At 55.5% G+C, this 25,642-nt stretch carries 23 protein-coding genes and 1 tRNA gene; 14 read left to right on the plus strand and 10 right to left on the minus strand.

Annotated features, from left to right (window positions below):
* Nucleotides 1-16: 16 nt before the first annotated feature.
* From E7738_RS17060 to E7738_RS17070, 3 genes are read right to left on the minus strand one after another with little or no spacing between them, the layout of a single operon-like run.
* Entirely contained in the window at nt 17-496 is a 480-nt protein-coding gene (locus E7738_RS17060) for a carboxymuconolactone decarboxylase family protein (RefSeq protein ID WP_021506730.1), read from the minus strand.
* 12 nt (nt 497-508) lie between these two features.
* Nucleotides 509-1,114 (minus strand): FMN-dependent NADH-azoreductase, encoded by a 606-nt coding sequence (locus tag E7738_RS17065; RefSeq protein ID WP_058771403.1) that lies wholly within the window; start codon nt 1,112-1,114, stop codon nt 509-511.
* 11 nt (nt 1,115-1,125) lie between these two features.
* A complete protein-coding gene (locus E7738_RS17070) occupies nt 1,126-1,551 on the minus strand; it encodes a GNAT family N-acetyltransferase (protein ID WP_262257117.1) in 426 nt (141 codons plus the stop codon).
* A 120-nt stretch (nt 1,552-1,671) separates the two neighbouring features.
* On the opposite strand from E7738_RS17070, the gene E7738_RS17075 reads away from it, so the two are divergent.
* Complete coding sequence (locus E7738_RS17075; protein WP_262257118.1) at nt 1,672-3,051, plus strand: MocR-like pyridoxine biosynthesis transcription factor PdxR; 1,380 nt, start codon at nt 1,672-1,674, stop codon at nt 3,049-3,051.
* Between the two features lie 114 nt (nt 3,052-3,165).
* Here the strand turns inward: E7738_RS17075 and E7738_RS17080 are convergent, their stop codons facing one another.
* The gene (locus E7738_RS17080; protein WP_262257119.1) at nt 3,166-3,681 is read right to left on the minus strand and encodes a DUF2501 domain-containing protein; all 516 of its coding nucleotides are present in this window, start codon (nt 3,679-3,681) and stop codon (nt 3,166-3,168) included.
* Nucleotides 3,682-3,930: 249 nt separating this feature from the next.
* Between E7738_RS17080 and E7738_RS17085 the strand changes: the two genes are divergently transcribed.
* The 6 genes from E7738_RS17085 (at nt 3,931) to E7738_RS17110 (ending at nt 13,144) form a co-directional block, all read left to right on the plus strand.
* Nucleotides 3,931-4,015 (plus strand) — tRNA-Leu (locus E7738_RS17085).
* A gap of 336 nt (nt 4,016-4,351) precedes the next feature.
* Nucleotides 4,352-7,864 carry a type I restriction-modification system endonuclease gene (gene hsdR / locus E7738_RS17090; RefSeq protein ID WP_282954849.1) on the plus strand — a complete coding sequence of 1,171 codons (3,513 nt, stop codon included), beginning with the start codon at nt 4,352-4,354 and terminating at the stop codon, nt 7,862-7,864.
* Nucleotides 7,865-7,936: 72 nt separating this feature from the next.
* Entirely contained in the window at nt 7,937-9,526 is a 1,590-nt protein-coding gene (locus tag E7738_RS17095) for an N-6 DNA methylase (protein ID WP_021506735.1), read from the plus strand.
* On the plus strand, nt 9,523-10,911 hold the full coding sequence (locus E7738_RS17100; protein WP_021506736.1) for a restriction endonuclease subunit S: 1,389 nt from the start codon (nt 9,523-9,525) through the stop codon (nt 10,909-10,911). The genes E7738_RS17095 and E7738_RS17100 overlap by 4 nt, the downstream gene beginning before the upstream one ends.
* A 235-nt stretch (nt 10,912-11,146) precedes the next feature.
* A complete protein-coding gene (gene symE / locus E7738_RS17105; RefSeq protein ID WP_031279549.1) occupies nt 11,147-11,479 on the plus strand; it encodes an endoribonuclease SymE in 333 nt (110 codons plus the stop codon).
* A 138-nt stretch (nt 11,480-11,617) separates the two neighbouring features.
* The gene (locus E7738_RS17110; protein WP_394515860.1) at nt 11,618-13,144 is read left to right on the plus strand and encodes a DUF2235 domain-containing protein; all 1,527 of its coding nucleotides are present in this window, start codon (nt 11,618-11,620) and stop codon (nt 13,142-13,144) included.
* Nucleotides 13,145-13,344: 200 nt separating this feature from the next.
* Here E7738_RS17110 and E7738_RS17115 read toward each other — a convergent pair whose 3' ends face one another.
* Together E7738_RS17115 and E7738_RS17120 are read right to left on the minus strand one after the other, a co-directional pair.
* Nucleotides 13,345-14,262, minus strand: coding sequence for a nucleotidyl transferase AbiEii/AbiGii toxin family protein (locus tag E7738_RS17115; RefSeq protein ID WP_394515861.1), 918 nt, complete (start codon nt 14,260-14,262; stop codon nt 13,345-13,347).
* Nucleotides 14,255-15,028 carry a type IV toxin-antitoxin system AbiEi family antitoxin gene (locus E7738_RS17120; RefSeq protein ID WP_394515862.1) on the minus strand — a complete coding sequence of 258 codons (774 nt, stop codon included), beginning with the start codon at nt 15,026-15,028 and terminating at the stop codon, nt 14,255-14,257. Before E7738_RS17120 ends, E7738_RS17115 begins: the two co-directional genes overlap by 8 nt.
* Nucleotides 15,029-15,214: 186 nt before the next feature.
* Between E7738_RS17120 and E7738_RS17125 the strand changes: the two genes are divergently transcribed.
* Nucleotides 15,215-16,093, plus strand: coding sequence for an AraC family transcriptional regulator (locus tag E7738_RS17125; protein ID WP_394515863.1), 879 nt, complete (start codon nt 15,215-15,217; stop codon nt 16,091-16,093).
* Nucleotides 16,094-16,236: 143 nt separating this feature from the next.
* The gene (locus tag E7738_RS17130; RefSeq protein ID WP_031279551.1) at nt 16,237-16,566 is read left to right on the plus strand and encodes a DUF1493 family protein; all 330 of its coding nucleotides are present in this window, start codon (nt 16,237-16,239) and stop codon (nt 16,564-16,566) included.
* 37 nt (nt 16,567-16,603) lie between these two features.
* Here the strand turns inward: E7738_RS17130 and E7738_RS17135 are convergent, their stop codons facing one another.
* Nucleotides 16,604-17,383 carry an NAD(P)H-dependent oxidoreductase gene (locus E7738_RS17135; protein ID WP_283342711.1) on the minus strand — a complete coding sequence of 260 codons (780 nt, stop codon included), beginning with the start codon at nt 17,381-17,383 and terminating at the stop codon, nt 16,604-16,606.
* A gap of 90 nt (nt 17,384-17,473) precedes the next feature.
* Between E7738_RS17135 and E7738_RS17140 the strand changes: the two genes are divergently transcribed.
* Nucleotides 17,474-18,364: a LysR family transcriptional regulator gene (locus E7738_RS17140; RefSeq protein ID WP_283342710.1), complete on the plus strand. Its 891-nt coding sequence runs from the start codon at nt 17,474-17,476 to the stop codon at nt 18,362-18,364.
* Between the two features lie 14 nt (nt 18,365-18,378).
* On the opposite strand, the gene E7738_RS17145 is transcribed toward E7738_RS17140, so the two are convergent.
* Nucleotides 18,379-18,870, minus strand: coding sequence for a DUF4411 family protein (locus tag E7738_RS17145; protein ID WP_283342709.1), 492 nt, complete (start codon nt 18,868-18,870; stop codon nt 18,379-18,381).
* Nucleotides 18,867-19,949 (minus strand): ImmA/IrrE family metallo-endopeptidase, encoded by a 1,083-nt coding sequence (locus E7738_RS17150; protein WP_215800646.1) that lies wholly within the window; start codon nt 19,947-19,949, stop codon nt 18,867-18,869. The genes E7738_RS17145 and E7738_RS17150 overlap by 4 nt, the downstream gene beginning before the upstream one ends.
* A 328-nt stretch (nt 19,950-20,277) precedes the next feature.
* On the opposite strand from E7738_RS17150, the gene E7738_RS17155 reads away from it, so the two are divergent.
* From E7738_RS17155 to E7738_RS17165, 3 genes are all read left to right on the plus strand, one after another.
* Nucleotides 20,278-21,147 (plus strand): SDR family oxidoreductase, encoded by an 870-nt coding sequence (locus tag E7738_RS17155; protein WP_125310897.1) that lies wholly within the window; start codon nt 20,278-20,280, stop codon nt 21,145-21,147.
* A gap of 44 nt (nt 21,148-21,191) precedes the next feature.
* Complete coding sequence (locus E7738_RS17160; protein WP_283342707.1) at nt 21,192-22,370, plus strand: arabinose transporter; 1,179 nt, start codon at nt 21,192-21,194, stop codon at nt 22,368-22,370.
* Nucleotides 22,371-22,449: 79 nt separating this feature from the next.
* Nucleotides 22,450-23,496, plus strand: a complete 1,047-nt coding sequence (locus tag E7738_RS17165) for a DUF1176 domain-containing protein (protein ID WP_058776427.1) — start codon at nt 22,450-22,452, stop codon at nt 23,494-23,496.
* Nucleotides 23,497-23,529: 33 nt separating this feature from the next.
* Here the strand turns inward: E7738_RS17165 and E7738_RS17170 are convergent, their stop codons facing one another.
* The gene (locus tag E7738_RS17170; RefSeq protein WP_058757190.1) at nt 23,530-24,150 is read right to left on the minus strand and encodes a TetR/AcrR family transcriptional regulator; all 621 of its coding nucleotides are present in this window, start codon (nt 24,148-24,150) and stop codon (nt 23,530-23,532) included.
* Nucleotides 24,151-24,473: 323 nt separating this feature from the next.
* Here E7738_RS17170 and E7738_RS17175 point away from each other — a divergent pair, with 323 nt between their 5' ends.
* Entirely contained in the window at nt 24,474-25,613 is a 1,140-nt protein-coding gene (locus E7738_RS17175) for an MFS transporter (RefSeq protein WP_223815712.1), read from the plus strand.
* Nucleotides 25,614-25,642 lie beyond the last annotated feature (29 nt).

Here is a 25,642-nt window from a genome sequence, read left to right on the forward strand (position 1 = left end):
CCACTGGCGATAAAAATTACCGCAAATCAGCACGATCCAGCCCGTAAGCGCTGTCGAGCGCGCCGGGTGCCATCTGCGATAGGATCATCAGCCGGTTCCAGGTATTGATCACCGCGATCTTAAAGGTCAGCTCGCTGATCTCCACCTCGGAGAAGTGCGCGCGCAGCTCGCCATACAGCGCCTCGTCAACGCCGTGCTCGCCAATGCGCGTCAGCGCTTCAGTCAGGGCAAAGGCGGTTTTCTCGCGCGCGCTGAACAGCGGCGATTCACGCCAGATCGCCACATGGTGCAGCCGCAGCTCGTGCTCGCCGTCAATCGCCGCCTGCTTGATGTGCATATCGAGGCAGAACGCGCAGTGGTTGAGCTGCGAGGCGCGGATATCCACCAGATGCCTGAGCGACTTCTCCAGCGACGCGCTGGCGACGCTGTTCGACAGATCCGACATCGCTTTGGCCAGCGCCGGGGTGGTTTTGAAATGGTTAACGCGTTGAGTCATGATTTTCCTCCGTCAGAACAGACGTTCAATGGTTTCGAGTGCTTCGGGTAACGCGCGGGCACGGCTGAGCGGGTCGTGCGTGCCGTCGACGCGGATAAACTGCACATCGCTGATGCCGATGTACGCCAGCGCCGCGCGCACGTACGGCGTGAACTGGTCATCCTGCATAAAGGGCCCGTGGGCAAACACGCTGCCGCTGGCCATCACGCAGTAAACTTTCCTGTCGCTCACCAGCCCGACTTTGGTGCCTTCGGGCGTAAAGGCGAAGGTGCGGCCGGCGCGGGTAATATGGTCGAACCAGGCTTTCAGCACCGACGGCAGCCCGAGGTTCCACATCGGCGATGAGATAACCAGGGTGTCGCAGGCAAACAGCTGATCCACCAGCTGTTCCGAGGTGCGAATGGCGTTACGCTGCGCTTCATCACGCGCCTCCGGTGGGGTAAAAAAAGCCCTGATGGTGAAAGCATCCAGATGCGGCAGCGGCTGTTGCGCCAGATCCAGCACTGTCTCGTGCAGATCGTGATGGCGGCTGCGCAGCTTTTCGATCAGACGCGCCGAGGCGATGCGCGATGCCGATCCCGCCAGATCCGGGCTGACTTTAATGTGCAGCACATTCATGCAGTGATTCCTCATACGATAGAGCGATAAAAATGCAGGCCGAGCGCCTGATAGCCGCAGCGCTGATAAAACGCCTGCGCCCGGGTGTTACTGATTGCGGTATCCAGCACCATGCGGCTGCAGCCGTACTCACGCGCCAGCACCGCTAAGCCGTCGAGCAGCGCGGCGCCGAAGCCCTGACCGCGCAGCGCGGGATCGCTCACCAGGTCATCGACGTAGCAGAAGCTGCCGTGGATAAAATTCTCCAGCAGGCGATAACCGGCCAGCACCGCTGGCTCTCCCTGATGTTCGATACCGGCGAGGTGATAACCCTGCGCCTGCTGACGCTGCGCCTGGGCGATAAACTGCGCCTCATCCGCCAGCCGCCCGCGCAGCGCACGCATCAGCGGGTAGCAGCGCGCGAGTTGTTCTGCGGTGGCGTAATGCACAATCTTCATGGCTGTCATCCGTATTGCGGGGGAAATGCCTGCATCTTAAACTGCTATGTCTGAGCGAACAGGGCCATTACGCGTGAAAACAGGTAGGACATAGCACAGTGGCTGAGAAAGGAGTGACGCGTGGGTTACAAAGAGATTTACCAGCGCTTCCGGCAGCAGATTCTTGCCGGACAGCTCCGGCCGGGCGATCGCGTACCGGCGATCCGCATGCTGGCGGGCGAGCTGCAGGTGGCGCGCAAAACGGTGGAGGCCGCCTATGAGATCCTCATCGGCGAAGGCTATTTTGTCAGCCAGGGCGCGAAGGGTACGCGCGTCAATCCGCAGCTGAAGCTGGCGAGCGCAGCTACGCCACCGCGCGCACCGGCGACGACGCCCGCGCTGCTGCCGGTGACCGAGGGCAAAGGCGAGCTGCGGCTCGGCATCCCGGCGCTGGACGAGTTTCCGCACAAGAAGTGGCGGCTGCTGTCGGCGAAAGCGGCGCGCAGCCTGCGACCGGACGAGATGATGATACCGCCGGTGATGGGATATGCGCCGCTGCGGGCGGCCATCGCCAGCTACCTGAACATTTCGCGCGGCCTCAACTGCCAGCCGGAGCAGATCTTCATCACCAGTGGCTACCGCGCTAACCTGCGACTGATTCTGGCGGTGCTGGCGCAGCCGGGCGACAAAGTGCTGTTCGAAGATCCCGGCTACTTCTTCGGCCAGCAGCTGCTGAAGCGCATCGCACCCAATCTGCACTATGTGCCGGTGGATGGGCAGGGCGTGGACGTGGAGTATCTGCTGCGCTATCACGCCGACGCGCGCTTTGCGGTGGTGACGCCGACGCACCAGAGCCCGCTGGCGGTGAGTCTGTCGCTGCCGCGCAAACATCAGCTGCTGGCATGGGCGCAGCAGCATGATAGCTGGATTATTGAGGATGATTACGACGGCGAATTTCACTACACGCGTAAGGTGATTCCGGCGCTGAAAAGCCTGGATGTGCACGACCGGGTGATCTACACCGGCACCTTCAGCAAAACCATGATGCCGGCGATGCGCATCGGCTATCTGGTGATGCCGCAGCACACGCTGGCGCAGTTCGGCGAGCTGGGCGAGATTCTGGAAACCGGCCTGCCGCTGCTGCCGCAGAAAATCCTCGCGCAGTTTCTCAGCGAAGGGCATTTTTATCGCCACATCAAGAAGATGCGCATCCTGTATCAGCAGCGGCGCCGCATGATGCTGGAGGCCATCGAAGCCAGCTTTCCGGGGCTGTTTACCTTTGAGCTGACCGACGGCGGTATGCACATCGTGGCGTTTCTGCGGCGCGGCACCCAGGACGTGGCGCTGGCGACGCTGTGGGCGCAGCAGGCGTTGTACGTGCGGCCGCTGTCGGGCTGGTACGCGCAGACGCAAAAGCGCTATGGCCTGGTGATTGGCTACACCAATATCCAGTCGTTTGAACAGGCAAGGGCGCTGCTGGCGCGCGTGGCGGATGCGACGCGGGCGTTGCTGGCGATATAGCGGCAGCGTGGCGAGAGAAGAGGGCGCGGGGGACAGCCCGCGCCGGCTGGCATAAGGTGACTCAGCGGGGGATTCAGACGGCAGGAAGGCGGCCTCTGAACCCACGCGAAGGAATCACATGCCGATGTATTTTTTGCCCTGCTTCAGCACCACATCGCAGGCTTTGGTTTTCAGCTTCTCACCCATCGGCGAGTTGCTCAGGCTCTGCAGATTCAGCTGCTGACCGTTGCCGGTGTTCAGCAGGCCCTGAATCCCCTGCTGGTAATCGGTTTTCTGCTGCTGCGCGGTGCTGCTGCTCAGGCCCAGCTTGCTCAGCACCTGATCTTTCACCGACTTCACGTTGTTATCCACCACGTTGTGCTGCACGCAATATTCCATCACGCCGGCGGCGTTGGTCATGCTGTTGGCGCTCACCGCTTTATCGCCGCCGTTCAGCAGGCCGCTAAGCGAAGAGAGCGACAGTCCGCCGTTCTGTGTGTTGCTGGTGGCGGTGTTGCCGCTGTTCTGCTGCGACAGCTGCGATGCGGCGCTGCTCAGCTGATCCTGCCAGCTCGCCGCCGATGCGCTACCGGCCACCAGTGCCGCCGCGATACCCCATCCCCAAACTAACCGTTGTGTTGCTTTTTTCATCTCAACCTCGTTGTGCTTATACGTCTGACTGCGTCAGTTGTGGTTAAGAGGCATGCGGCGGCAGAAAGTTCCGGAGAAGTGGCCGCCGGGCGCGAGTTTGGGAGAGTTCCGGAGGCGATTGCCGGGGTTTTGCGCAGCGTTTTTGGCAGCGCTGCTTTTTTCGACGCTTAGCGCACATCCCCGTCGATTCCGGTTGCGCCGCAAGCGCGTAACGGTATAATCGCCCACGTTTTCCGCATCCTCTTCAGTGCCGAAGTGGCGAAATCGGTAGACGCAGTTGATTCAAAATCAACCGTAGAAATACGTGCCGGTTCGAGTCCGGCCTTCGGCACCATCTGATGCAACTTAAGTCGCTTACGAGCGGCTTTTTTTGTGTCTGGGATTCAGTAGCTGCAAGGCTTTCTTTGATTTTTCTCTTGGCTTAAACCGACCTGGTTTGAGTTAAATCGGTTTAATGATCTTTGTATCTGACATTGGGGCAGATCAAAATGTCTTTGCTGAAAAAGTTTAGGATTTTTGTGTTTAGTACGGCACATTAAAATCAACGAATCCTTAAGAGTTAATTAGTTGATGTGACGTTGTTCGTTGCCCGTAAAGATGCAGCAAGCTAAGATAAAAGCTTATAAGCCATAAACATATGGATAGGCTGCACAGCGACAGACCAAAACCAATGATGAATAAATCTAATTTTGAGTTTCTGAAGGGCGTTAACGATTTCACTTATACCATCGCCTGTGCGGCGGAAAACAATTATCCGGATGATCCCAACACTACGCTGGTTAAAATGCGTATGTTTGGTGAGGCGACGGCTAAACACCTTGGCCTGCTACTGGGCGTCCCTTCCTGCGAGAATCAACATGATCTCCTCCGCGAGTTAGGCAAAATTGCCTTTGTTGATGACACTATTCTTTCTGTATTCCACAAATTGCGCCGTGTAGGTAACCAGGCGGTGCATGAATACCATAACGATCTTGATGATGCCCAGATGTGCCTTCGGCTCGGCTTCCGTCTGGGTGTCTGGTATTACCGTCTGGTCACGAAAAATTATGATTTCGCAGTGCCTGTTTTTGCGTTGCCTGAACGTGGCGAAAACCTCTACTACCAGGAGGTGCTGACGCTGAAACAACAGCTGGAGCAGCAGTCACGCGAAAAAGCGCAGAGTCAGTCTGAGCTGGCATTACAGCAGCAGAAGCTGATAAGCCTGAACGGCTATATCGCTATTCTGGAAGGTAAGCAGCAGGAAACTGAAGCGCAAACACAAGCAAGGCTTGCGGCGCTGGAAGCCCAGTTAGCTGAGAAAAATGCAGAACTGGCGAAGCAGACTGAACAGGAACGTAAGGCATACCAGAATGAAATCACCGATCAGGCCATCAAGCGTACACTCGATCTGAGTGAAGAAGAGAGTCGCTTCCTGATTGATGCACAGCTGCGTAAAGCAGGCTGGCAGGCCGATAGCAAAGCGTTGCGCTTCTCTGAAGGCGCGCGCCCGGAGCCGGGAGTCAACAAAGCTATTGCTGAATGGCCAACCGGTAAAGATGAAACGGGCAAGCAGGGGTTTGCGGACTACGTTTTATTTGTTGGTCTTAAGCCTATCGCAGTAGTAGAAGCGAAGCGTAAGAACATCGACGTTCCCACTAAGCTCAATGAGTCCTATCGCTACAGTAAATACTTCGATAATGCGTTCTTACGCGATACGTTGCTGGAAGAGTACGCGGCAGAAGATGTGCACGAAGCGGTACCGCTCTATGAAATCAGCTGGCAGGATACCAGCGGCGAACAGCGCTTTAAAATTCCCTTCTGCTACTCCACCAACGGGCGTGAATATCGCGCGGCGATGAAGACCAAAAGCGGCATCTGGTATCGTGACGTCCGCTACACCACCAACATGTCAAAAGCCTTGCCGGAGTGGCATCGCCCGGAAGAGCTGCTGGACATGCTCGGCAGCGATCCGCAGAGACAAAATCAGTGGTTTGCTGATAATTCAGGGATGAGCGAACTGGGACTGCGCTACTACCAGGAAGATGCTGTGCGGGCGGTAGAAAATGCCATCGTCAATGGGCAGCAGGAGATCCTGCTGGCGATGGCGACCGGTACCGGTAAAACCCGTACCGCGATAGCTCTGATGTTCCGCCTAATCCAGTCTCAGCGTTTTAAGCGCATTCTCTTCCTGGTTGATCGACGTTCTCTGGGTGAGCAGGCGCTGGGCGCGTTTGACGATACGCGTATTAATGGCGACACCTTTAATAGCATTTTCGATATTAAAGGGCTGACGGATAAATTCCCGGAAGACAGCACTAAAATTCACGTTGCTACGGTTCAGTCGCTGGTTAAACGCACCCTGCAATCTGACGAACCCATGCCGGTTGGTCGTTACGACTGTATCGTGGTGGATGAAGCACATCGCGGTTACATTCTTGATAAAGAGCAGACCGAAGGTGAACTGCAATTCCGCAGCCAGTTGGATTACGTCTCAGCCTATCGCCGTATTCTCGATCACTTTGATGCAGTGAAGGTTGCACTAACCGCGACGCCTGCGCTGCATACGGTGCAGATTTTCGGCGATCCGGTTTACCGCTACACCTATCGTACTGCGGTGACCGACGGTTATCTGATCGATCAGGATCCGCCGATTCAGATCACGACCCGCAACGCGCAGGATGGCGTTTATCTTGCTCAGGGTGAGCAGGTAGAGCGTATTAGTTCGCAGGGTGAAGTGATTAACGATACCCTGGAAGACGAGCAGGATTTTGAGGTCGCCGACTTTAACCGCAAGCTGATTATTCCCGCGTTTAACCGCGCCGTCTGTAATGAACTGACTGAGTATCTCGATCCGACCGGGCTGCAAAAAACGCTGGTATTCTGCGTCACTAACGCCCATGCCGATATGGTGGTGGAAGAGCTACGTGCCGCGTTTAAGAAAAAGTATCCGCAGCTGGAACACGACGCGATCATCAAGATTACCGGTGATGCCGATAAAGACGCGCGTAAAGTGCAGACCATGATCACCCGCTTTAACAAAGAGCGGCTGCCGAATATCGTCGTCACCGTCGATCTGCTGACCACCGGCGTGGATATCCCGTCGATTTGTAACATCGTTTTCCTGCGTAAGGTACGCAGCCGCATTCTGTATGAGCAAATGAAAGGCCGTGCGACGCGTCTGTGTCCGGCGGTGGCTAAAACCAGCTTTAAGATTTTTGACTGTGTCGATATTTATAGCTCGCTGGAGAGTGTCGATACCATGCGCCCGGTAGTTGTCCGTCCTCAGGTCGAACTGCAAACGCTGGTCAATGAAATCACCGACTCCGAGACTTACAAAACCATGGAGGCGGATGGTCGCAGCTTTGCCGAGCACAGCCATGAACAGCTGATTGCTAAGCTCCAGCGTATTATCGGCCTGGCCACGTTTAACCGTGACCGCAGCGAAACCGTAGATAAGCAGGTGCGTCGTCTTGATGAGCTCTGTCAGGACGCAGCGGGCGTTAATTTTAACGGTTTCGCTTCGCGTTTGCGGGATAAAGGAGCGCACTGGAGTGCCGAAGTCTTCAATAAACTGCCAGGCTTCATTGCCCGTCTTGAGAAGCTGAAAGCCGATATCAATAGCCTGAATGATGCGCCAATCTTCCTCGATATTGACGATGAAGTGGTAAGCGTTAAGTCGCTCTATGGTGAGTACGACACGCCGCAGGATTTCCTTGAAGCCTTTGATTCGCTGGTGCAACGTTCACCGAATGCGCAGCCAGCCTTACAGGCGGTGATCAATCGTCCGCGCGACCTTACCCGTAAAGGACTGGTCGAATTGCAGGAGTGGTTTGATCGCCAGCACTTTGAGGAATCTTCCCTGCGCAAAGCGTGGAAAGAGACGCGCAACGAAGATATCGCAGCCCGGCTGATTGGCCATATCCGCCGTGCGGCGGTGGGTGATGCGCTGAAGCCGTTTGATGATCGTGTCGATCATGCGCTGGAGCGCATCAAAGGCGAAAATGACTGGAGCAGCGAGCAGGTCACCTGGCTCGACCGTTTAGCTACGGCGCTGAAAGAGAAGGTGGTGCTTGACGACGACGTTTTCAAAACGGGCAATTTCCATCGGCGTGGCGGAAAGGCGATGCTGCAAAAAACGTTCGACGATGACCTCGACAACCTGCTCGATAAGTTCAGCGATTACATCTGGGACGAGCCTGCTTAACGCGTTATCATCCCCGGCAATGTCTTCTTCTGCGGCCCTGAACAGGGCCGCTGTTTATTTACGGAATACGCAATGAACAATAACGATCTGGTCGCGAAGCTGTGGAAGCTCTGTGACAACCTGCGCGACGGCGGCGTCTCCTATCAAAACTACGTTAACGAACTCGCCTCGCTGCTGTTTCTGAAAATGTGTAAAGAGACCGGTCAGGAAGCGGACTACCTGCCGGAAGGCTATCGCTGGGATGATCTGAAATCCCGCATCGGCCAGGATCAGATGCAGTTCTACCGGAATCTGCTGGTGCATCTGGGAGCAGACAGTCAAAAACTGGTGCAGGCGATATTCCATAATGTCAGCACCACCATTGAGCACCCTAAACAGCTGACTGAACTGGTCAGCTATATGGACGCGCTGGACTGGTACAACGGCACGCACGGCAAATCCCGCGATGACTTCGGGGATATGTACGAAGGGCTGTTGCAGAAAAACGCCAACGAAACCAAGTCAGGTGCCGGTCAGTACTTCACCCCGCGTCCGCTGATCAAAACCATTATCCACCTGCTGAAACCGCAGCCGCGTGAAGTGGTACAGGATCCTGCAGCCGGGACGGCGGGCTTTCTGATTGAAGCCGACCGTTATGTGAAGTCGCAGACTAATGATCTCGATGACCTGGATAACGATACTCAGGATTTCCAGATCCATCGTGCCTTTGTTGGCCTGGAACTGGTGCCGGGCACCCGTCGTCTGGCGCTGATGAATTGCCTGTTGCACGACATCGAAGGCAATCTCGACCACGGTGGCGCGATCCGCCTGGGTAATACGTTGGGTAGCGATGGTGAAACCTTGCCGATGGCGCATGTGGTTGCGACCAACCCTCCGTTTGGCAGCGCAGCAGGCACCAACATTACCCGTACCTTCGTTCACCCGACCAGCAATAAACAGCTCTGCTTTATGCAGCATATCGTTGAAACTCTGCTCCCTGGCGGCCGTGCGGCGGTGGTGGTGCCGGATAACGTGTTATTCGAAGGCGGCAAAGGGACCGACATTCGTCGCGACCTGATGGACAAGTGCCATCTACATACTATTCTGCGCCTGCCAACCGGTATTTTTTACGCTCAGGGCGTGAAGACCAACGTGCTGTTCTTCACCAAAGGCACCGTGACGAAGCCGACTCAGGATAAGAACTGCACCGATGACGTGTGGGTGTACGATCTGCGAACCAATATGCCGAGCTTTGGTAAACGCACGCCGTTTACCGACGAGCATTTACAACCGTTTGAGCGCGTGTATGGTGAAGACCCGCACGGCTTAAGCCCGCGTAGTGAAGGTGAGTGGAGCTTTAACGCAGAAGAGACGGAAGTAGCCGACAGCGAAGAGAACAAAAACACCGATCAGCATCTGGCGACCAGCCGCTGGCGCAAATTCAGTCGCGAGTGGATCCGCACGGCGAAATCCGATTCACTGGATATCGCCTGGCTGAAAGATAAAGACAGCATTGATGCCGACAGCCTGCCGGAGCCGGATATTTTAGCGGCAGAAGCCATGGGCGAACTGGTGCAGGCGCTGGGTGAACTGGATGCGCTGATGCGTGAACTGGGGGCGAGCGATGAAGCCGATGCGCAGCGTCAGTTGCTGCAGGAAGCGTTTGGTGAGGTGAAGGAATGAGTGAGGGGAAATTGCCGGAGGGGTGGGTACCGTGCAAACTCGGTGATACCCTGTTAAAAATTGTAGGAGGGGGAACGCCCAGTAAAGCGATTCCCGAATATTACCGGGGTGATATTCCGTGGATGAGTGTCAAGGATATGAATAAACATACCCTTATAGATACTGTCGATCACATTACTCCAGATGCAGTTAAAAACAGTAGTACCAACATTATACCGGCGGGCATACCAATCATAGCTACCCGTATGAGTTTAGGCAAAGTTGTAACTGCATCTTTTGATTCAGCAATAAATCAAGATTTAAAAGCATTATTTCTAGCCAACGGTATAGAGCGTAATTTTTTCCTACATTGGTACCGAGCACAGGCTCAACTAATTGAAAGTTTAGGAACGGGAACAACTGTTAAAGGGATTCGGCTAGAGGTATTAGATTCGCTTGCAATGGATCTTCCACCACTTGCCGAACAAAAAATCATCGCTGAAAAACTCGATACGCTGGTGGAGCAGGTAGACAGCACCAAAGCACGTCTTGAACAAATCCCAAAAATTCTGAAACGTTTTCGTCAGGCTGTATTAGCTGCAGCGATGAACGGAAAATTAACTGAAGAGTGGCGAAGTGTAAATTTAAATGTGCCAAAATTTTCTGAAAACTTTGATAATATAAAATATTTTCGAAATGCTGAGTTACCAAAAATCCCTAAAATTTGGCAATGGCTGCGTTTCGATCAGATTGCAGAAATTGCATCAAACTTAAAATCACCGCTTCATTTTCCTAATACTACTCATATAGCTCCAAATCATATTGAATCATGGACTGGTAAAGTATTTGGTTATCAGACAATATCCGAAGATGGTGTAACAAGCGCTAAGCATGAGTTTTACAAAGGTCAAATAATTTACTCTAAAATCCGACCATATTTATGTAAAGTGGCTATTGCGAGTTTTGACGGTCTGTGTAGTGCTGACATGTATCCGATTAATAGCAAAATAGATACTTATTTTCTTTTCCGCTGGATGCTAACCACAACCTTTACCGATTGGGTATCGAACGCAGAAAGCCGAACCGTACTCCCGAAAATAAATCAGAAAGGTTTGAGTGAGATCCCAGTACCAGTCCCTCCTCTCTCGGAACAGCACGAAATTGTCCGCCGTGTCGAACAACTCTTCTCATACGCAGACACCATTGAAAAACAGGTCAATAACGCGCTGGCCCGCGTTAACAACCTCACTCAATCCATCCTGGCGAAAGCGTTCCGTGGTGAACTCACCGCCCAGTGGCGGGCAGAAAACCCGGAACTAATCAGCGGTGAAAACAGCGCTGCTGCATTACTGGAAAAAATTAAAGCCCAGCGTGCGGCCAGTACAGGTAAAAAAGCCACGCGTTAAAAATCCTGAGCCTTATTTTATTGCGCACCTTACTGGTGCGCTTATTATTATTTTCTGCCAGCTAAAACTTACGCGTTATATTCAAATGATTTTATAAATACCTTATTCAAGGCTGTTTTAAGCTGGACTTTTCCTCTCTTTCCTGATGATATATACAGGTATTTAGCGCGGTGCGGATGTGCGCCAACACACCCGCGCCGCTAATCACAACTACTATTTAGAAGGAATAGTAATCATGACTGACACGCATTCTATTGCACAACCTGCTGAACCAGAAGTCCTCGCGGCAAATAATCGCCAAATAACCGTTGGCTATGCGAGCCGCTATCCGGATTATCGTCGGACTCCTGCCATCACTATGAAAGGACAATGGCTGGAAGAGGCTGGTTTTGCCAGTGGTACGGCGGTTGAAGTGAAGGTAATGAAAGGCTGCATTGTGCTCACCGCCCGGCATGAAGAGAGCGAATTGATGCAGTCGCTGCGCCAGGTGTGCAAACTGTCGGCGCGGAAACAAAAGCAGGTGCAGGAGTTTATTCGGGTCATTGTCGGTAAACAGAAAGTCGTCTGAATGATAAACCGCTCCCGGCATCGCATCGGGAGCGGTTAACTTTCAGAGGTCAGTACAGAGCTATTCTAAGTAATATGTGTAAGCTTCGGAAACTTTAGCATCATTGGCAGTGATATTAGAACGGCATGCGAGGGAAAGATGGCTGGAAATTGGGTTCGTCAACTGTGCACTATTCTTGTATGTATTTTGATGAGTGGTTTTTTAAGTGCTTGTACGGAATTAGTTTCGGGTAGCCGCTCTATACCTGTAAAAGTGACAGATTATGAAGAAATCCATAAGATTACGTCTACAGTCTTAGACGCGCCATTGATCACTGCCCCCATTGGAAATCGACCTGTGAGAATATACAAAGTTGCTTTTGATGGGACGCTCAACGATCATGCCAGGATACCATCTGGTGAGCGGGGGACTCTTGTTGCCAGGATAGCAGAGCTTATACAAGCTGATATTTACTATCCCGGAGCTGGAATGCAGGGCAGTAGTATCGATTATTTCGACGCTGCTACTGGTAGAAGTAGTATGGCAATTGCAGCAGATGCGGAAAAAAAATTCTATGCTCAAGCCAGGATTTGGCTAAAGCAAAATCCTGAAACTGATATTCGTGTTTTTGTTACCGGATTCAGTCGGGGAGCGGCAACTGCCAGGCACTTTATTAATATAGTCAGTAATCATTGGGGCCAGTATTTCAATTCGGATATTAATAGTCCACGATTTTATGCGCTGCTCTACGATACCGTAGCAACAGGTCAGCAAGATCGCCTTATTCTGAACATACCTCAGGACGTTGATTATCTTGTGCACTTTGTTGCAATAGACGAGGCCAGAAACTGGCTTTTTATTCCAACTATTGATGAGGATAAAACACCGTTACTTCGAGGTGTGCAGTTTTTCCCTACAAATCGTATTAATACTATCTATTTGCCTGGATCTCACTCTGATATAGGCGCTTCATACTCTAAAGGTATTGGGGATTTATATATTACATTAACTGAGCAGTTTTTATACATGATGGGCCTGGCTCAGACAAATTGTTGGGAAAACCAGGATGATCCATTGTTAGCAGGGAAACATGATTCACGAGGAGGGCTGGATATTTTATTTGGTAGTCAGAATCCAAACACTGTGATGGTTGTTGATCGGCCTGCAGTTATTAAAGAGACTAAGCCGCTGACAATTATACAGCGTAAAAATATCGCTCTCCGCCTGAATGAGATGTGGGTAGCCAATTTCAGGCGCATGGCGGGAATGTATGTCGCTCAGTCTGAGACGTCGCTAGCAACTATCACATTACGAAAATCAATAGAAGGTATTGTACCTGTCAGTGTATCGAATAACATAAAACCAGAATCATTAACACTATCACCTGAAGGCAATGCTATACGGCTCCGTTTTAAATTAACTATGGGGAAAAGTGAAAATAGTTTACTTCTTAAACCGAAAGTTACCAGGCGTATAAAATTCGAAGGCTCTAAAATTGCTTTTGGCTTTTTGGAATCACCGCCAGACAGTTACATGGCTACTTGGGTAGATAATCGGCTTATCGAATTAACTCCTATGACAGTTAGCTCAGAAGCTGTTTCTAAAGCTCCACATCAAAATTGTGTTAAACAGTTGGATGGCACGTTCCGCTCGCCTATCAGGGCTATGATTTTGAACCCCAACTAAAAAGCAGCGAGAGAGCATGATTAATTTGAATGGAAGTCTGGAGTCCGCGGCAGCAGGTTTCAACAAGCCTGATCTCTAGTGAGGCCAACACCGATTTTATATTTTAATTTCAAGAAGGTATTTGGCCCCGAAAGGGCTTCTCTGGTTTATAAAAACTCAGATAGTTTCACTATCAGTTTCACTATAGCAATTTTAATAAACTAACTTAGCCATTCAGTCATGACCTTTTCCAGTTTACCCAGTGATTGCGCGCGCTTTTCCTCCGACATTTTTACGATGTTGCTGAGCTTCCATTGAACGGCTGGCAAATTTTGAATGTGGGTTTCTGGTGCTAAATTCCAGTCAGGCTCGCCGCGTTTGAATGACATCAGGAAATCGAAGTCCTGCTGAGTAAAATGCGCCTTCAGCGCCCTGAGCATGCTTTCCGGAACCTCTCTCAGCGCTTCCAGTGAGACATCCTCAAAGGTCATGCCGCTGAATTCATTTTGAAAGGGCGCGGTAATATCCTTCCAGCGCGGGCTAAGCACTTCGGACAATGGACGCTTATGGCTAAGCAAATAAGTAATAAAGCCATTGAAAATCGCCCGGTCGATTCCCTGGGTATCAAGGAGCATTTTAACGTCGTAAAAATCTCTGGGATGCTGGCGATCTAACGCAGCACATAGCTTGCCACCGTATAAGTCAGGCAACGAGACAACCGGGATCGCGGCAAAACCAAATTCTTCCTCCACTGCTTCCACGACATCGCGTTCTTGCGGTGGATACAATGTTCCACGGGCAACGGGTGAAACTTCAATTTTAATTTGCGCGTCATTCGTGGTGACAATGATGCGCATCTCATCGGGGTTATTGGTTTGCAGCACTGCGCTGATCCCGGCTTGCGCTTCCAGTTCGGCAGCGATGCGGGCAAGCGCTTCCCGCACGTTAGGTAACGCAACCTCTCTGCTTTCCAGTGGGATATAAGCCAGATCGATATCAACGGATAATCGGGGAAAATCACGGATGAATAAATTGATCGCAGTTCCACCTTTCAGCGCAAAACAGGTCTCGTTAGCGACATAGGGTAATGCCCGCACCAGCAGCGCGACCTGGCGGTAGTAAGGTGAGGTTTTATCCATGGCTTATTCCCTTCTTAGTAAAATTTTCGGGCACAGTAATCAGGTATTGCGTGTCCAGTTTGCCATTAACAACGATTTGTCGGTTGCCCGATCCCAGGTCGATTTTGCTGGTATCCACACGTTTGAACCATGCATGTTCATAGAAGCTGGCGAAAAAAAGATACAGGCGCTTGGTTCGCACAGACTGGCTAAGCGTGAGGAGGTTTTCCACTTTACGTGGGTTGAGATTGACCAGCCCCTGAAAAAGCTCGGCAGCGTGCTCAAATGAGATTTCTTTAGGCACCGCGCTTAATAGCTCGTAGGCGGCCAGTTCTGGCACGCTTGCAGTTATTTTTTTCCCTTTGATCTCAAGCTGGGTTCGGAACTTCTCATCCAATTGAGGAAGTTTTAAGGCCGATAACGTAAGCCACTCAACATGGGGAAATTCCTTAAACCATTTGGGCAATATGGTTTTATTTTCAACACTAATCCAGCATTGGCTCTGTTTAAGCTGCAGGTAATGGGATCGTCCCTGCCAGGAGAGGCTACTCAGTCCAGCCAGATAGACCGATGCTTCAAGCTGGTTCTGCAGACACCATAGCGCATCGCTCCAGTCAGGTTCCCGGCCAGCGCGGACATAAACACCAGCACGCAGTTTTTTCAGCCAGCCATTTTGCGCGTATTTAAATGCCAGTGAAGGCGATATGTTGTTTCGGGTTAGCCAGTTTTGTAAAACCAGGCTTCCTGGAGCGGTGTTCTGCAACAGCCAGTTTATTTTTGAGGTCATACATTCACTAATGGTGTGACTATGATTAAAAAAGTAAACCGCCCTGCGAGTAAAAAGTCAATGTACGGTGTTGATCGCAACTTAAGCATCGTCAACAAAAAATAAAGACTTTCCCTCAAAACTCCGCAAGATCCATCAGGCCCACTCCCAGCCACAAGGGCATACTCATTCCCCAGAGAGGATGCTATGCCAGTAAACAAAAACGATCACCGCGAGACCTACCGCAAGCGCTTTGACAACGTGTTCGACTACATCGAACGCCATCTTGATGAAGCGCTGCTGCTGGAGCAACTGAGTGAAGTGGCGCACTTTTCGCCGTACCACTTTCACCGCCAGTTCAGCGCCTGGTGCGGCATGCCGCCGGGGCGTTACATCCAGTTGATGCGGCTCAAACGGGCGTCGTACCGGCTGGCATTCAATCCGCACGAGAAAATCATTGAGATTGCGCTCGATGCCGGTTTTCAGCATGCCGAATCATTCAGTCGCGCCTTTAAGCAGGTATTTGACGTGACGCCGAGTGAGTTTCGTCAGCAGCCGGTGTGGATGACCTGGCATCAGCGCATGCCTCAGCCACCCGTCAATCGGAGAGAGAGTATGTCAGTCGAGATTAAAATGTTTCCCACCACGCCGGTGGCGATGCTCACGCATCACGGCGATCCGCAGCGCATCAACGAAACGGCGGCGCAGTTTATTGCCTGGCGCAAAAGCAGCGGCGCATCGCCGGTGCGCAGCAGCCAGACGTTCGGCGTCGCGCCGCACGATCCGGCCAGCACGCCAGCCGGGGATTTTCATTATCACCTTTGCGGTTCGGTGACGGCGCCGGTTAACGAAGACAACGCCTTTGGCGTCGTCAACAGCACCATTCCCGGCGGACGCTGCGCGGTGCTGCGTCATCACGGCTCGCACAGCGCGTTGACCGAACTGGCGCGATCGCTCTACAGCGAATGGCTGCCGGCCAGCGGCGAAGAGCTGCGCGATTTCCCGCTGTTCTTCCACTATCACAACTTCGTGCATGAAGTGGCGGAACACGAATTGCTGACGGATATTTATCTGCCGCTTAAGTGATAAGGGTCCCGGTAGCAATGGCTACTGGGATTTTTATGCAGGATTGCGATACGTATTCACGGCTGGCATTTTTTTCCTCCTGCCTCGCGGCAAGGCATGGCAAAATGCACTGCGATCCAATCAGCACAGGCGAAGAGGCGACGATGACAGAGCAACTCGAACAGCGTATCTATGAACTGGTGCGGCGCTATGACGGCGTGTATCTGTTCAAGCAGAAAACGCTCACGCCGCAGATTGATATCGACACCGATCTCAACTTCGAGCGCGACGAAGCCGCCGCGCTGATGGAGGAGTTTTTCAGCGAGTTCGCGGTCGATCGCGCGAATTTCGCTATTGAAACCTACTACCCGGACGAACCGTCGCTGGCGCAAATCCTCAACCCGTTCAATAAGCGTGAAGTGCCGGTGGTGCCGGATTTCACGCTGGGCATGCTGATTGCGTCGGCGCAGGCGGGGCGCTGGCTGTTTGAATAATGCGGCAGCGCGCCGCTGCGGTTTGGCGGCCTGCGGCTCAGCGCGCCACGTGCACGCCAAATCCGCGCTCGCCTTCCGCAAGATCCTCGCGCAGCGTCAGCGCCGGAATCTCATACTCACCGCCGTTCTGACGACGGAAGGCAATCGGTTGATCCTGCGCTAAGCGATCCAGTCGTTGCGCCAGCGCGGCGCACCAGCCATCAAAGCGTTCCTGCGCCGACTTCTGCACGCGATACAACACCAGCGGTGGCAACACGCTGAAGCCGGGATAGAACAGCATGCCGTGCTGGATCGGGAACAGCAGATCCTCAATCGGGCCGTTGATGCCGCGCGGCGCGTAGTGCGACTCCCAGCCGCCGGTGGTCACCACCAGCATGGCGCGCTTGCCAGCGAGTGTGCCTTCGCCGTAGCGATCGCCCCAGTGGTGATCGTTGTGCTCGCCGACGCCATAGGCGAAACCGTTGGCATACACGCGGTCAAACCAGCCTTTCATGATCGCCGGCATCGAAAACCACCACAGCGGAAACTGAAAAATCACCGTGTCGGCCCAGCGCAGCTTCTCCTGCTCGGCGGCAATGTCCGCTGCCTGCAGCTGGTTGTCGTAGGCGAAACGCGAATCCAGCGTGGCATCAAAATGTGCGCCCACCGGAGGTGCCAGCGTGTCGGCGGCATCCAGCTGTGCTTTCCACTGCATGGCGTACAGGTCTGACACCTGCACCTGATGGCCCGCCTGCTGCAGATGATTCACGGCAAAGTCTTTCAGCGATCCGTTCAGCGAGCGCGGTTCCGGATGGGCATACACAATCAAAACATTCATGGCGGTATCCTGTGAGATGAAAACCGCTGCAGGTTAAGCCAGCGCTGGATATAGTAGAAATCAATTGCTGATATCTCAGGTATAGATGAAATGAATATGCACTCGCTGGATTTGAACCTGCTGCACACCTTAGACGTGCTGCTGGTGGAACAGAACGTGACGCGTGCGGCGCAGCGCCTCAATCTGTCGCAGCCGTCGGTAAGTGCTCAGCTGGCGCGCCTGCGGGTGCTGTTTGACGATCCGCTGCTGTTGCCCGGCCCGCGCGGCATGCTGCCCACCGCCCGCGCCGAGGCCCTGCGCGAACCGCTGCGTCTGGCGCTGGAAGCGCTGGAGCGCGCGGTGGCACCGCCGGCAGCGTTCGATCCGGCGCGCGCGGAGCTCACCTGGCGCATTGCCGCCACCGATTACATGTCATCGGCACTGATCCTGCCGGCGCTGAAACTCATTCGTGAAGCGGCACCGCGCAGCCGCATGGCGGTGTTTGCACTCAATCCGCCGCAGGTGGCGCAGCAGCTGGAGAAGGGCGAGCTGGATGTGGTGTTTCACACCGGCGACAACGCGCCGCCGACGCTGCATCAGCGCCGCTTGTTCAGCGAGCGCTACGTGCTGGCCGGCCGGCACGATCATCCGCAGCTGCAGCAGCCCCTGACGCTGGATCGCTTTTGCCAGCTGGAGTTTGTGATGGTTTCGCCGGATGGCGGCGGCTTCAGTGCGGCCACCGATCGCGCGCTGGCAACGCTCGGCCGCACGCGCCGCGTCGCGCTCTCAGTGCCGCATTTTCTGTTTATGCTCGACACGCTGGCCAGCAGTGATTTGGTCGCCGTACTGCCGGAGCGCCTTGTGCGAAACGCGCCGCAGCTTCGCGTGCTTGCACCGCCGCTGCAGATTGAAGGGTTTGACATCCTGATGCTGTGGCACGAGCGCCTGCATCGCGATCCCGCCCAGCAATGGCTGCGCCAGCAGATTGTCGCGGCGCTGTAAACCTGAGCGTGCTTTTAGCGTTCAAGAATAAAGCGGGCGTTGAGTTTTCGCAGAAACTCAAAGGTGGTCATGCAGGGCACATCAAACTGATGACAAATATTGGGGACTTTGACTTTGCGCGTCTGTGCGGGAAGCGTTAATTCATGAGTAATCACAGTCGCACCAATACTTTTACTTTTGGCGATAATCCAGGGATCGGCTTTAGCCAGGAACGCATCACGTGAGCCGGGATTAAAGTCCGCCCGCATGATGCTTTCCACGATTTGCTGGAAAATTATCTGCGTATCATGATCATCATTGGCAATGAAATACTGCGGTCGCGCTTTTACCCAGGCGGATAATTCGTCATTTCCGGCACGTAATTCGCGCGCGATCATGTCAACACTGCCAGCAACATGTAAGGTGAACTGTTTGTCCAGCCATTCCCAGTAGCCGGGGCAAATATCCATCGCGTAATAAAAGTTTTTCGCCGTGATATAAGTGTTCGCGTCCAGCAAATATTTCAAAGCCCCAACTCCTGTGCAAATTTAGACAATCCGGAAGGCTGGATGCCATCCAGCAAATCACTGGCTTCACGAAGCAGCATTTGCCCGCTCAGCGCCTGACTCAGCACCGCCCGGGAGAAGGAGACGCTGATTTGTGCTTTTTTAGTCCTGAAATAGCCGGGGCCACCGTTCTCGTTTTTACTACGCTGCTGGTAGGCCAGCTTTTGCGCCTGAATAAAACGCTGATAGTCGTCGTTTTCAATCAGATGCAGCGTAAGGGCGCGGCGCGCAATTACCCATCCGCTGACATGAAAATGACTCTCCAGTGGCGCAATATTTTGCCGCCAGTCTGGGGCATTGCTGTCCCAAAGCGATAAAAACTCTTCGGCTGGCACCAGAAATTCCGCTGCGACGGCGTTACACAATATCTCTTCCTGGCGATGTGCGGTTGTGGCGCCATCGGAGACGCCAGACTGGCCAATCCAGATGTGGCAAAGTTCATGAATTAAGGTAAACAGTCGTGCGCCTGGTGCATCCGCATGGTTGACGAAAATAATAGGTGCGTAATCGTCGGCAATGGCAAATCCGCGGAACTCATCCACGTTAAACGGACGGGTATGGTGATACAGGTAAGGAGACCGCATGACTAAAATTCCCAGGCTCTCAATACGTTTCACCAGATCGTTGTAATAGTTTTCCCAACTCCCGCGCACGGGATTGACGGCCATGTTAAGCCTGTGACGCATATCCGCCACGATGGATTCTGTGGAACTGGTTGCATTAAAACGGCCAGCAATGGTGAGTGGATGTGCCAGTTGCTGTTGCAGATAGTCGCGATACCACTCCTGACGCATCAGCATAATTTTCAACACATCGAGCAGTTCAGCGCTCGGACGTTGCGGACGTTTTCCCTCCACCGTGCGCAAATCAGGGATAGGCAAAGACTCCACAGGTGGTGTAGTCAAAAACAGATAGCCAAAAGGGACATGTGCCTTTTCGGCAAAATTCATGGCCTGATGAAAGGTCAGCGGCTTTTGCCCCTCTTCCCATGCCTGCAGGCGTTCAGGCGCAATGCCGCACTTTTGTGCAAATTTTTCCATGCTAAAACCGGCCCGTTCACGGGACCAGCGAAGCATGTCTGGGTTAATCGCGGCAGTTGTCATAATCACCTAATCGTATCGGTTCTGGCGCAAAGTATGTGTGCAAGCCTGCATCTGTTCAATAGCTGAGCAATTAACGCAAAAAAGCCAGTAAAACCTGAACTCTGTAACGGGTTCAATGCAGGTGTGTTGCCTGCGAATCAGTATTCATGCGCTCCAGGCTGTTGCTTCACGATGAAAAATGAATGCGATTAGCGCCACCGCTCCACAGCACGCATCATATCAACACGACGAAACACTCGCGTTTTAACGTGCAGGAGAGAAGATCATGCAGATATTTGTCACCGGGGCCACCGGCTGGGTAGGTTCAGCGGTGGTGGAAGAGTTGATCGCGGCGGGCCATCAGGTGACAGGGCTGGCGCGTTCGGCGGAAAAAGCCGTGGCGCTGGCCGTCACTGGCGCACAGGTTATTCGCGGTTCGCTGGAAGATGCTGACGTGCTGCGTGACGCCGCGCAATCCGCGGACGCCATCATTCATACCGCGTTCAACCACGATTTCTCGCGCTTCGTACAGAACTGCGAGCAGGATCGCCAGGTAATCGAGCTGCTCGGCGAGGCGATTGCCGGATCGGATCGCATGCTGCTGGTGACGTCCGGCCTGTCCGGTATGGCGCGCGGGGCGACGGAGCTGGATCAGCCGCAGCCGGTGTCACCGCGTCAGTCGGAAGCGGCGGCGCAGACGCTGTCGCAGCGCGGCGTGCACGTGGCGACAGTGCGGCTGGCGCCGTCGGTACATGGCCTCGGCGACCACGGTTTTGTGCCGATTCTGGTGCGGCTGGCGCGTGAGAGCGGGATTTCCGCCTGGTGCGGCAGCGGTGAGAACTGCTGGTCCGGCGTGCACCGTCGCGATGCGGCGCGCGTCTATCGGCTGGCGCTGGAGCAGGGCGTCACCGAACGCGTTTATCACGCGGTGGCCGATGAGGCGGTGCCGTTCCGCGCAATCGCGGAGACGATTGGTCGCCAGCTCGGATTGCCCAGCGGCGAGCGCGACCGGGCTCATTTTGGCTGGTTCGCCAATATGGCGGCGGGCAACATGGCGGTCTCCAGCCAGCGCACGCGCACGCTGCTGAACTGGTCTGCAACCCGCCCGGACCTGCTGAGCGAGCTCGATACGCCTGCCTATTACACCCATCTCTGATATCACGCTGCCGCTGCGTGCGGCAGTTTTTCTGGATTATATCGATGAAAAATAATGTATTTATCACCTTGCTGCCGGTGACGCTGGCGGTGTTTATCGCTTTTCTCACCATGGGGATGCAGCTGCCGGTGCTGCCGCTGCATCTGCAGCAGAACCTCGGCATGGATACGCTGGCGATCGGCACGGTCATCGGCGCGCAGTTTATCGCGTCGCTGCTGACGCGTTCGTGGGCGGGCAACTTCGCCGATATGCGCGGCGCGAAACGCGCGGTGCTGGCCGGGCTGTTAGTGGTGGCGAGTTCCGGCGTGATCTACCTGATTTCGCTGCTGTTCGTTGATCGGCCTGCCAGCTCGGTGGCCATCCTGCTGCTGGGGCGTGTGGTGCTGGCGCTGGGCGAGAGCCTGCTGGCCACCGGCGCGCTCGGCTGGGGACTCGGGCTGGTGGGACCGGCCAATGCCGGTAAAGTGATGGCGTGGATCGGTATCGCGATTTACGGCGCCTGGGCGCTGGGTGCGCCGCTGGGCGTGGCGATTTATCACGGCTGGCACTTCACCGGCATCGCCATGGCGATCATCGTGGTACCGCTGCTGCCGCTGATGTTTATCACCCAGGTGCGCGCCGTCGCGCCGACCTCGACTAAACGGACACCGTTCTACAAAGTCATGGGCGCGGTGTGGCGGCCGGGACTGGGTCTGGCGCTCGCCAGCGTCGGCTTTGGCATGATCACCGCGTTTATCGCGCTGCTGTTTGCGGCCAGGGCCTGGGGCAACGCGTCGCTGGCGTTCACCGCGTTTGGCGTGGCGTTTATCGCGGCGCGCCTGTTCTTTGCCCATCTGCCGGATAAGCTGGGCGGCGCGCGCGTCGCGCTGGTATGCGTGCTGATTGAGGCCTGCGGTCAGTTGCTGATTTGGGGCGCTGATAGCGCGACGCTGGTTTATCTCGGCGCGGCGCTGACCGGTTTTGGCTATTCGCTGGCCTTTCCGGCGTTCGGCGTGGAAGCGGTGCGGCGTGCGCCGCCGCACACCCGCAGCCTGGCGATGGGGGCTTACGTGGCGTTTCTCGATATCGCGCTGGCAGTCACCAGTCCGCTGGCGGGCGCGCTGGCCGCCCACCGCGGCGTGGCTTCGGTGTATCTCGCTGGCGCAATTGCCGTGGCGCTGGCGATGCTGGTGGCGCTGAGCCTGATGGCGCGTCAGCCACAACCACAGGCAGCGATGGAATAAGACCCGCCGCAAAAAATTCACTTCTCCCGCGCCGCAAAAATCATCACACTAGCCACCTTTACCATTAGGGAGAGATGGCATGAAAAGCCGATTGCTGCTGGCGCTGACGCTGTTCGCCAGCCTGAGTACGCCGTTGTGGGCCGACGAAGGCGTCTCGTTTAGCCATAAAGACTGGGAGCTGGCTTGTGATAATACGCTGACCTGCCGCGCCGCCGGCTACAGCGCCGAAGAAGGCGCGGGCGGATCGGTTCTGCTGACGCGCGCCGGCGGGCCAGACAGCCTGACGCACGGGCGCGTGGTGCTGGCCGATACCGGCGACGATGATGCGCAGCAGGTAAATGCGCTGGCGCTGTGGATTGACGATCGCGCGCTGGGCGAAGTCAGCAAAGCGGAGAACGATGAGTGGACGCTAAGCGACGCGCAGACCCAGGCGCTGATCGCCGCCATCAAAGGCAGCGCCAGAGTGGAGTTTCGTGGTGCGGCCGAGCCGTTTGAACTCTCCGGCAACGGGGCCTTTGCCACACTATTAAAAATGGATGAGGCGCAGGGACGGCTGAACACGCCGGGCGCGCTGGTGCGCAAGGGTAATCAGCCGGAAGCCAGCGTACCGGCGGCAGTGGCGATGCCGGTGATCCAGCAGGTCCATGTGCTGAAAGCCGCGCCGCGCCCGCTGACGCCGGACGAACTGGCGCAGGTCAAGCCAAAGCTGATTGCCTCGCTGACTGACGACGACAGCTGTGACAATCTCGCGCCGTCCGACGATCAGCCAGAAGAGGGCGCAGAACCGCCTACGCTGACGCCGGTGGATGCGCAGCACGTGCTGATTGCCGCGCTGTGCTGGCGCGGGGCTTACAACGAAGGCTATGGTTTCTGGCTGCTGGATAACGCGCTGCAGGGCACGCCGCAGCTGATCACCGATTCCGGATCTGATTATCACGACGGCGTGATCAGCGAAGCGCAGAAAGGGCGCGGCATTGGTGACTGCTGGAGCACCGCTGCATGGGTGTGGGATGGCCGCCAGTTTGTCCAGAGCAGCGAGGCCACCACCGGCATGTGTCGTGCCATCCGCGCCGGCGGCGCATGGCAGCTGCCAACGCTGGTCACCGAAGTCAAACCGGCGGGGTAATGTTCAGCGTGCGTCGCCAGGCGGCTGGGGCGCTTAATCCGTCACGGATTTTGCCGCGTCCCACACGGCCATGACGTGGGCGATGGCGTTATCGATCTGCGCGCCGTTGACGCCATCGCGCACCAGCACCGACACGCCCAGCAGAAAAGCGTCGAGGGCGATGGCGAGGGCGGCGGCATCAGTGTCGGCGCGCAGTTCGCCGCTATCGATGCCGCGCTGCACGCAGGCCGTCATGCCTGCCAGCGTGCGGGCGCGTGAGCGCGCCAGCGGCTGGGTGACATCCGCGTGTTCGGCGGAAGGCGCACTCATCACGCCCAGGCCGACCATACATCCCAGCGGATGACCGGACTCACACTGCATGCTGGCAGAGCGCCGCAGCGCGGTCTCCATTGCGGTACGGGGCGGCAGGCTGTTATCCCACAGCGGCTCCACCACCTGCGCGTAAGTCGACAGATAGCGCTGCACACACTCCTGAAACAGCGCCTGCTTCGAGCCAAAGGCCGCGTAAAAGCTCGGTGCGGAAATACCGCCAGCAATTCCCGCCTTCAGCTGCGTTAACGATGTCGACTCATAGCCGTGCTGCCAGAAAATCTTCATCGCCTGTTCAATGGCCGCATCACGATCGAACGTACGCGGCCGTCCCATAGTGGCCATCTCAGTGCTCCATTAATCTCAATGCTTAAATACTAATCGATACATAAGTCGTTGACAACGGTCTCGCGCGTCAACTAATGTATCGATCAGTATATATTTGTGCCGGCGGGCGGCGGATAGCGCATCCGCGGTAGTTTGTTGTTAAGCCGTAACAGGTTATCGCACTTCGCCAATTTATATACTGATCGGTACATATAATTTCAACGACAGGCGCGCGCCTCACCTGCACGCTGATGACATCGGGAACGCTGATTGTGACGACTTTGAATACCGCCGCGGATAAAACCCGGCCGCTACCGCTGGGCGCGCTGCTGGCGCTGGCCATGACCGGTTTTATCTGCATCATCACCGAGACCTTACCGGCCGGACTGCTGCCGCAGATGGCGGCGGGCCTTGGCATTTCCACCGCGCTGGCCGGGCAGACCGTGACCGTTTATGCGCTTGGCTCGCTGCTGGCGGCGATTCCGCTGACCATCGCCACCCAGGGCTGGCGCCGCCGTAACGTGCTGTTGCTGGCTATCGTCGGTTTCCTGATTTTCAACTCCATCACCACGTTCTCGACCCACTTCGCACTGACGCTGGTGGCGCGCTTTTTCGCCGGCGCAGCGGCGGGACTCGCCTGGAGCCTGCTGGCCGGCTATGCGCGGCGCATGGTGCCGGTCCATCAGCAGGGCAAAGCGCTCGCCGTGGCGATGGTCGGCACACCGATTGCGCTGGCGCTGGGCGTTCCCGTCGGCACCTGGCTGGGCACGGCGGTGGGCTGGCGCACGGCGTTCGGCATCATGTCGGCGCTGACGCTGCTGCTGATCGGCTGGGTGCTGCTGCGGGTGCCTGACTATCCGGGACAAAGCAGCGATCAGCGTCTGCCGCTGCGCACGGTGTTCATGACGCCAGGCGTGCGTCCGGTGCTGGGCGTGGTGCTGGCGTGGATGACGGCGCACAACATTCTCTACACCTACATTGCGCCGTTCGTTAGCCAGGCGGGTCTCGCCGGGCAGGTAGACAGCGTGCTGCTGGTGTTTGGCATCGCGGCGCTGGCGGCTATCGGCCTGGCCGGTCGCCTCGTCGATCACCACCTGCGCGTCGCCGTGCTCGGCAGTCTGGCGCTGTTTGCGCTGGTCTCGCTGCTGTTCATCTGGCTGGCGCGCTTGCCGCTGCTGGTTTATGTCGGCGTGGCGCTGTGGGGGCTGACGTTTGGCGGGGCGGCCACGCTGCTGCAAACGGCACTGGCGGATGCGGCGGGCGAGGGCGCGGATGTGGCGCTGTCGATGAACGTGGTGGTGTGGAACAGCGCGATTGCCGGCGGCGGTCTGGCCGGTGGCGTGTTGCTTACTCACTGGGGCGTGGCGTCCTTCCCGCTGGCGCTGCTGTTGCTGCTGGCGGTTGGCTTCCTCATCGCACTGCAGGCGCGTCAGCACGGTTTCCAGGCCGGCGCGCGGCACCAGCGCGTACAAGGTCACTGACCTGCCGTGCGTACATGAAAATTTAATTC

The organism is Pantoea sp. SGAir0430, assembly GCF_043549295.1.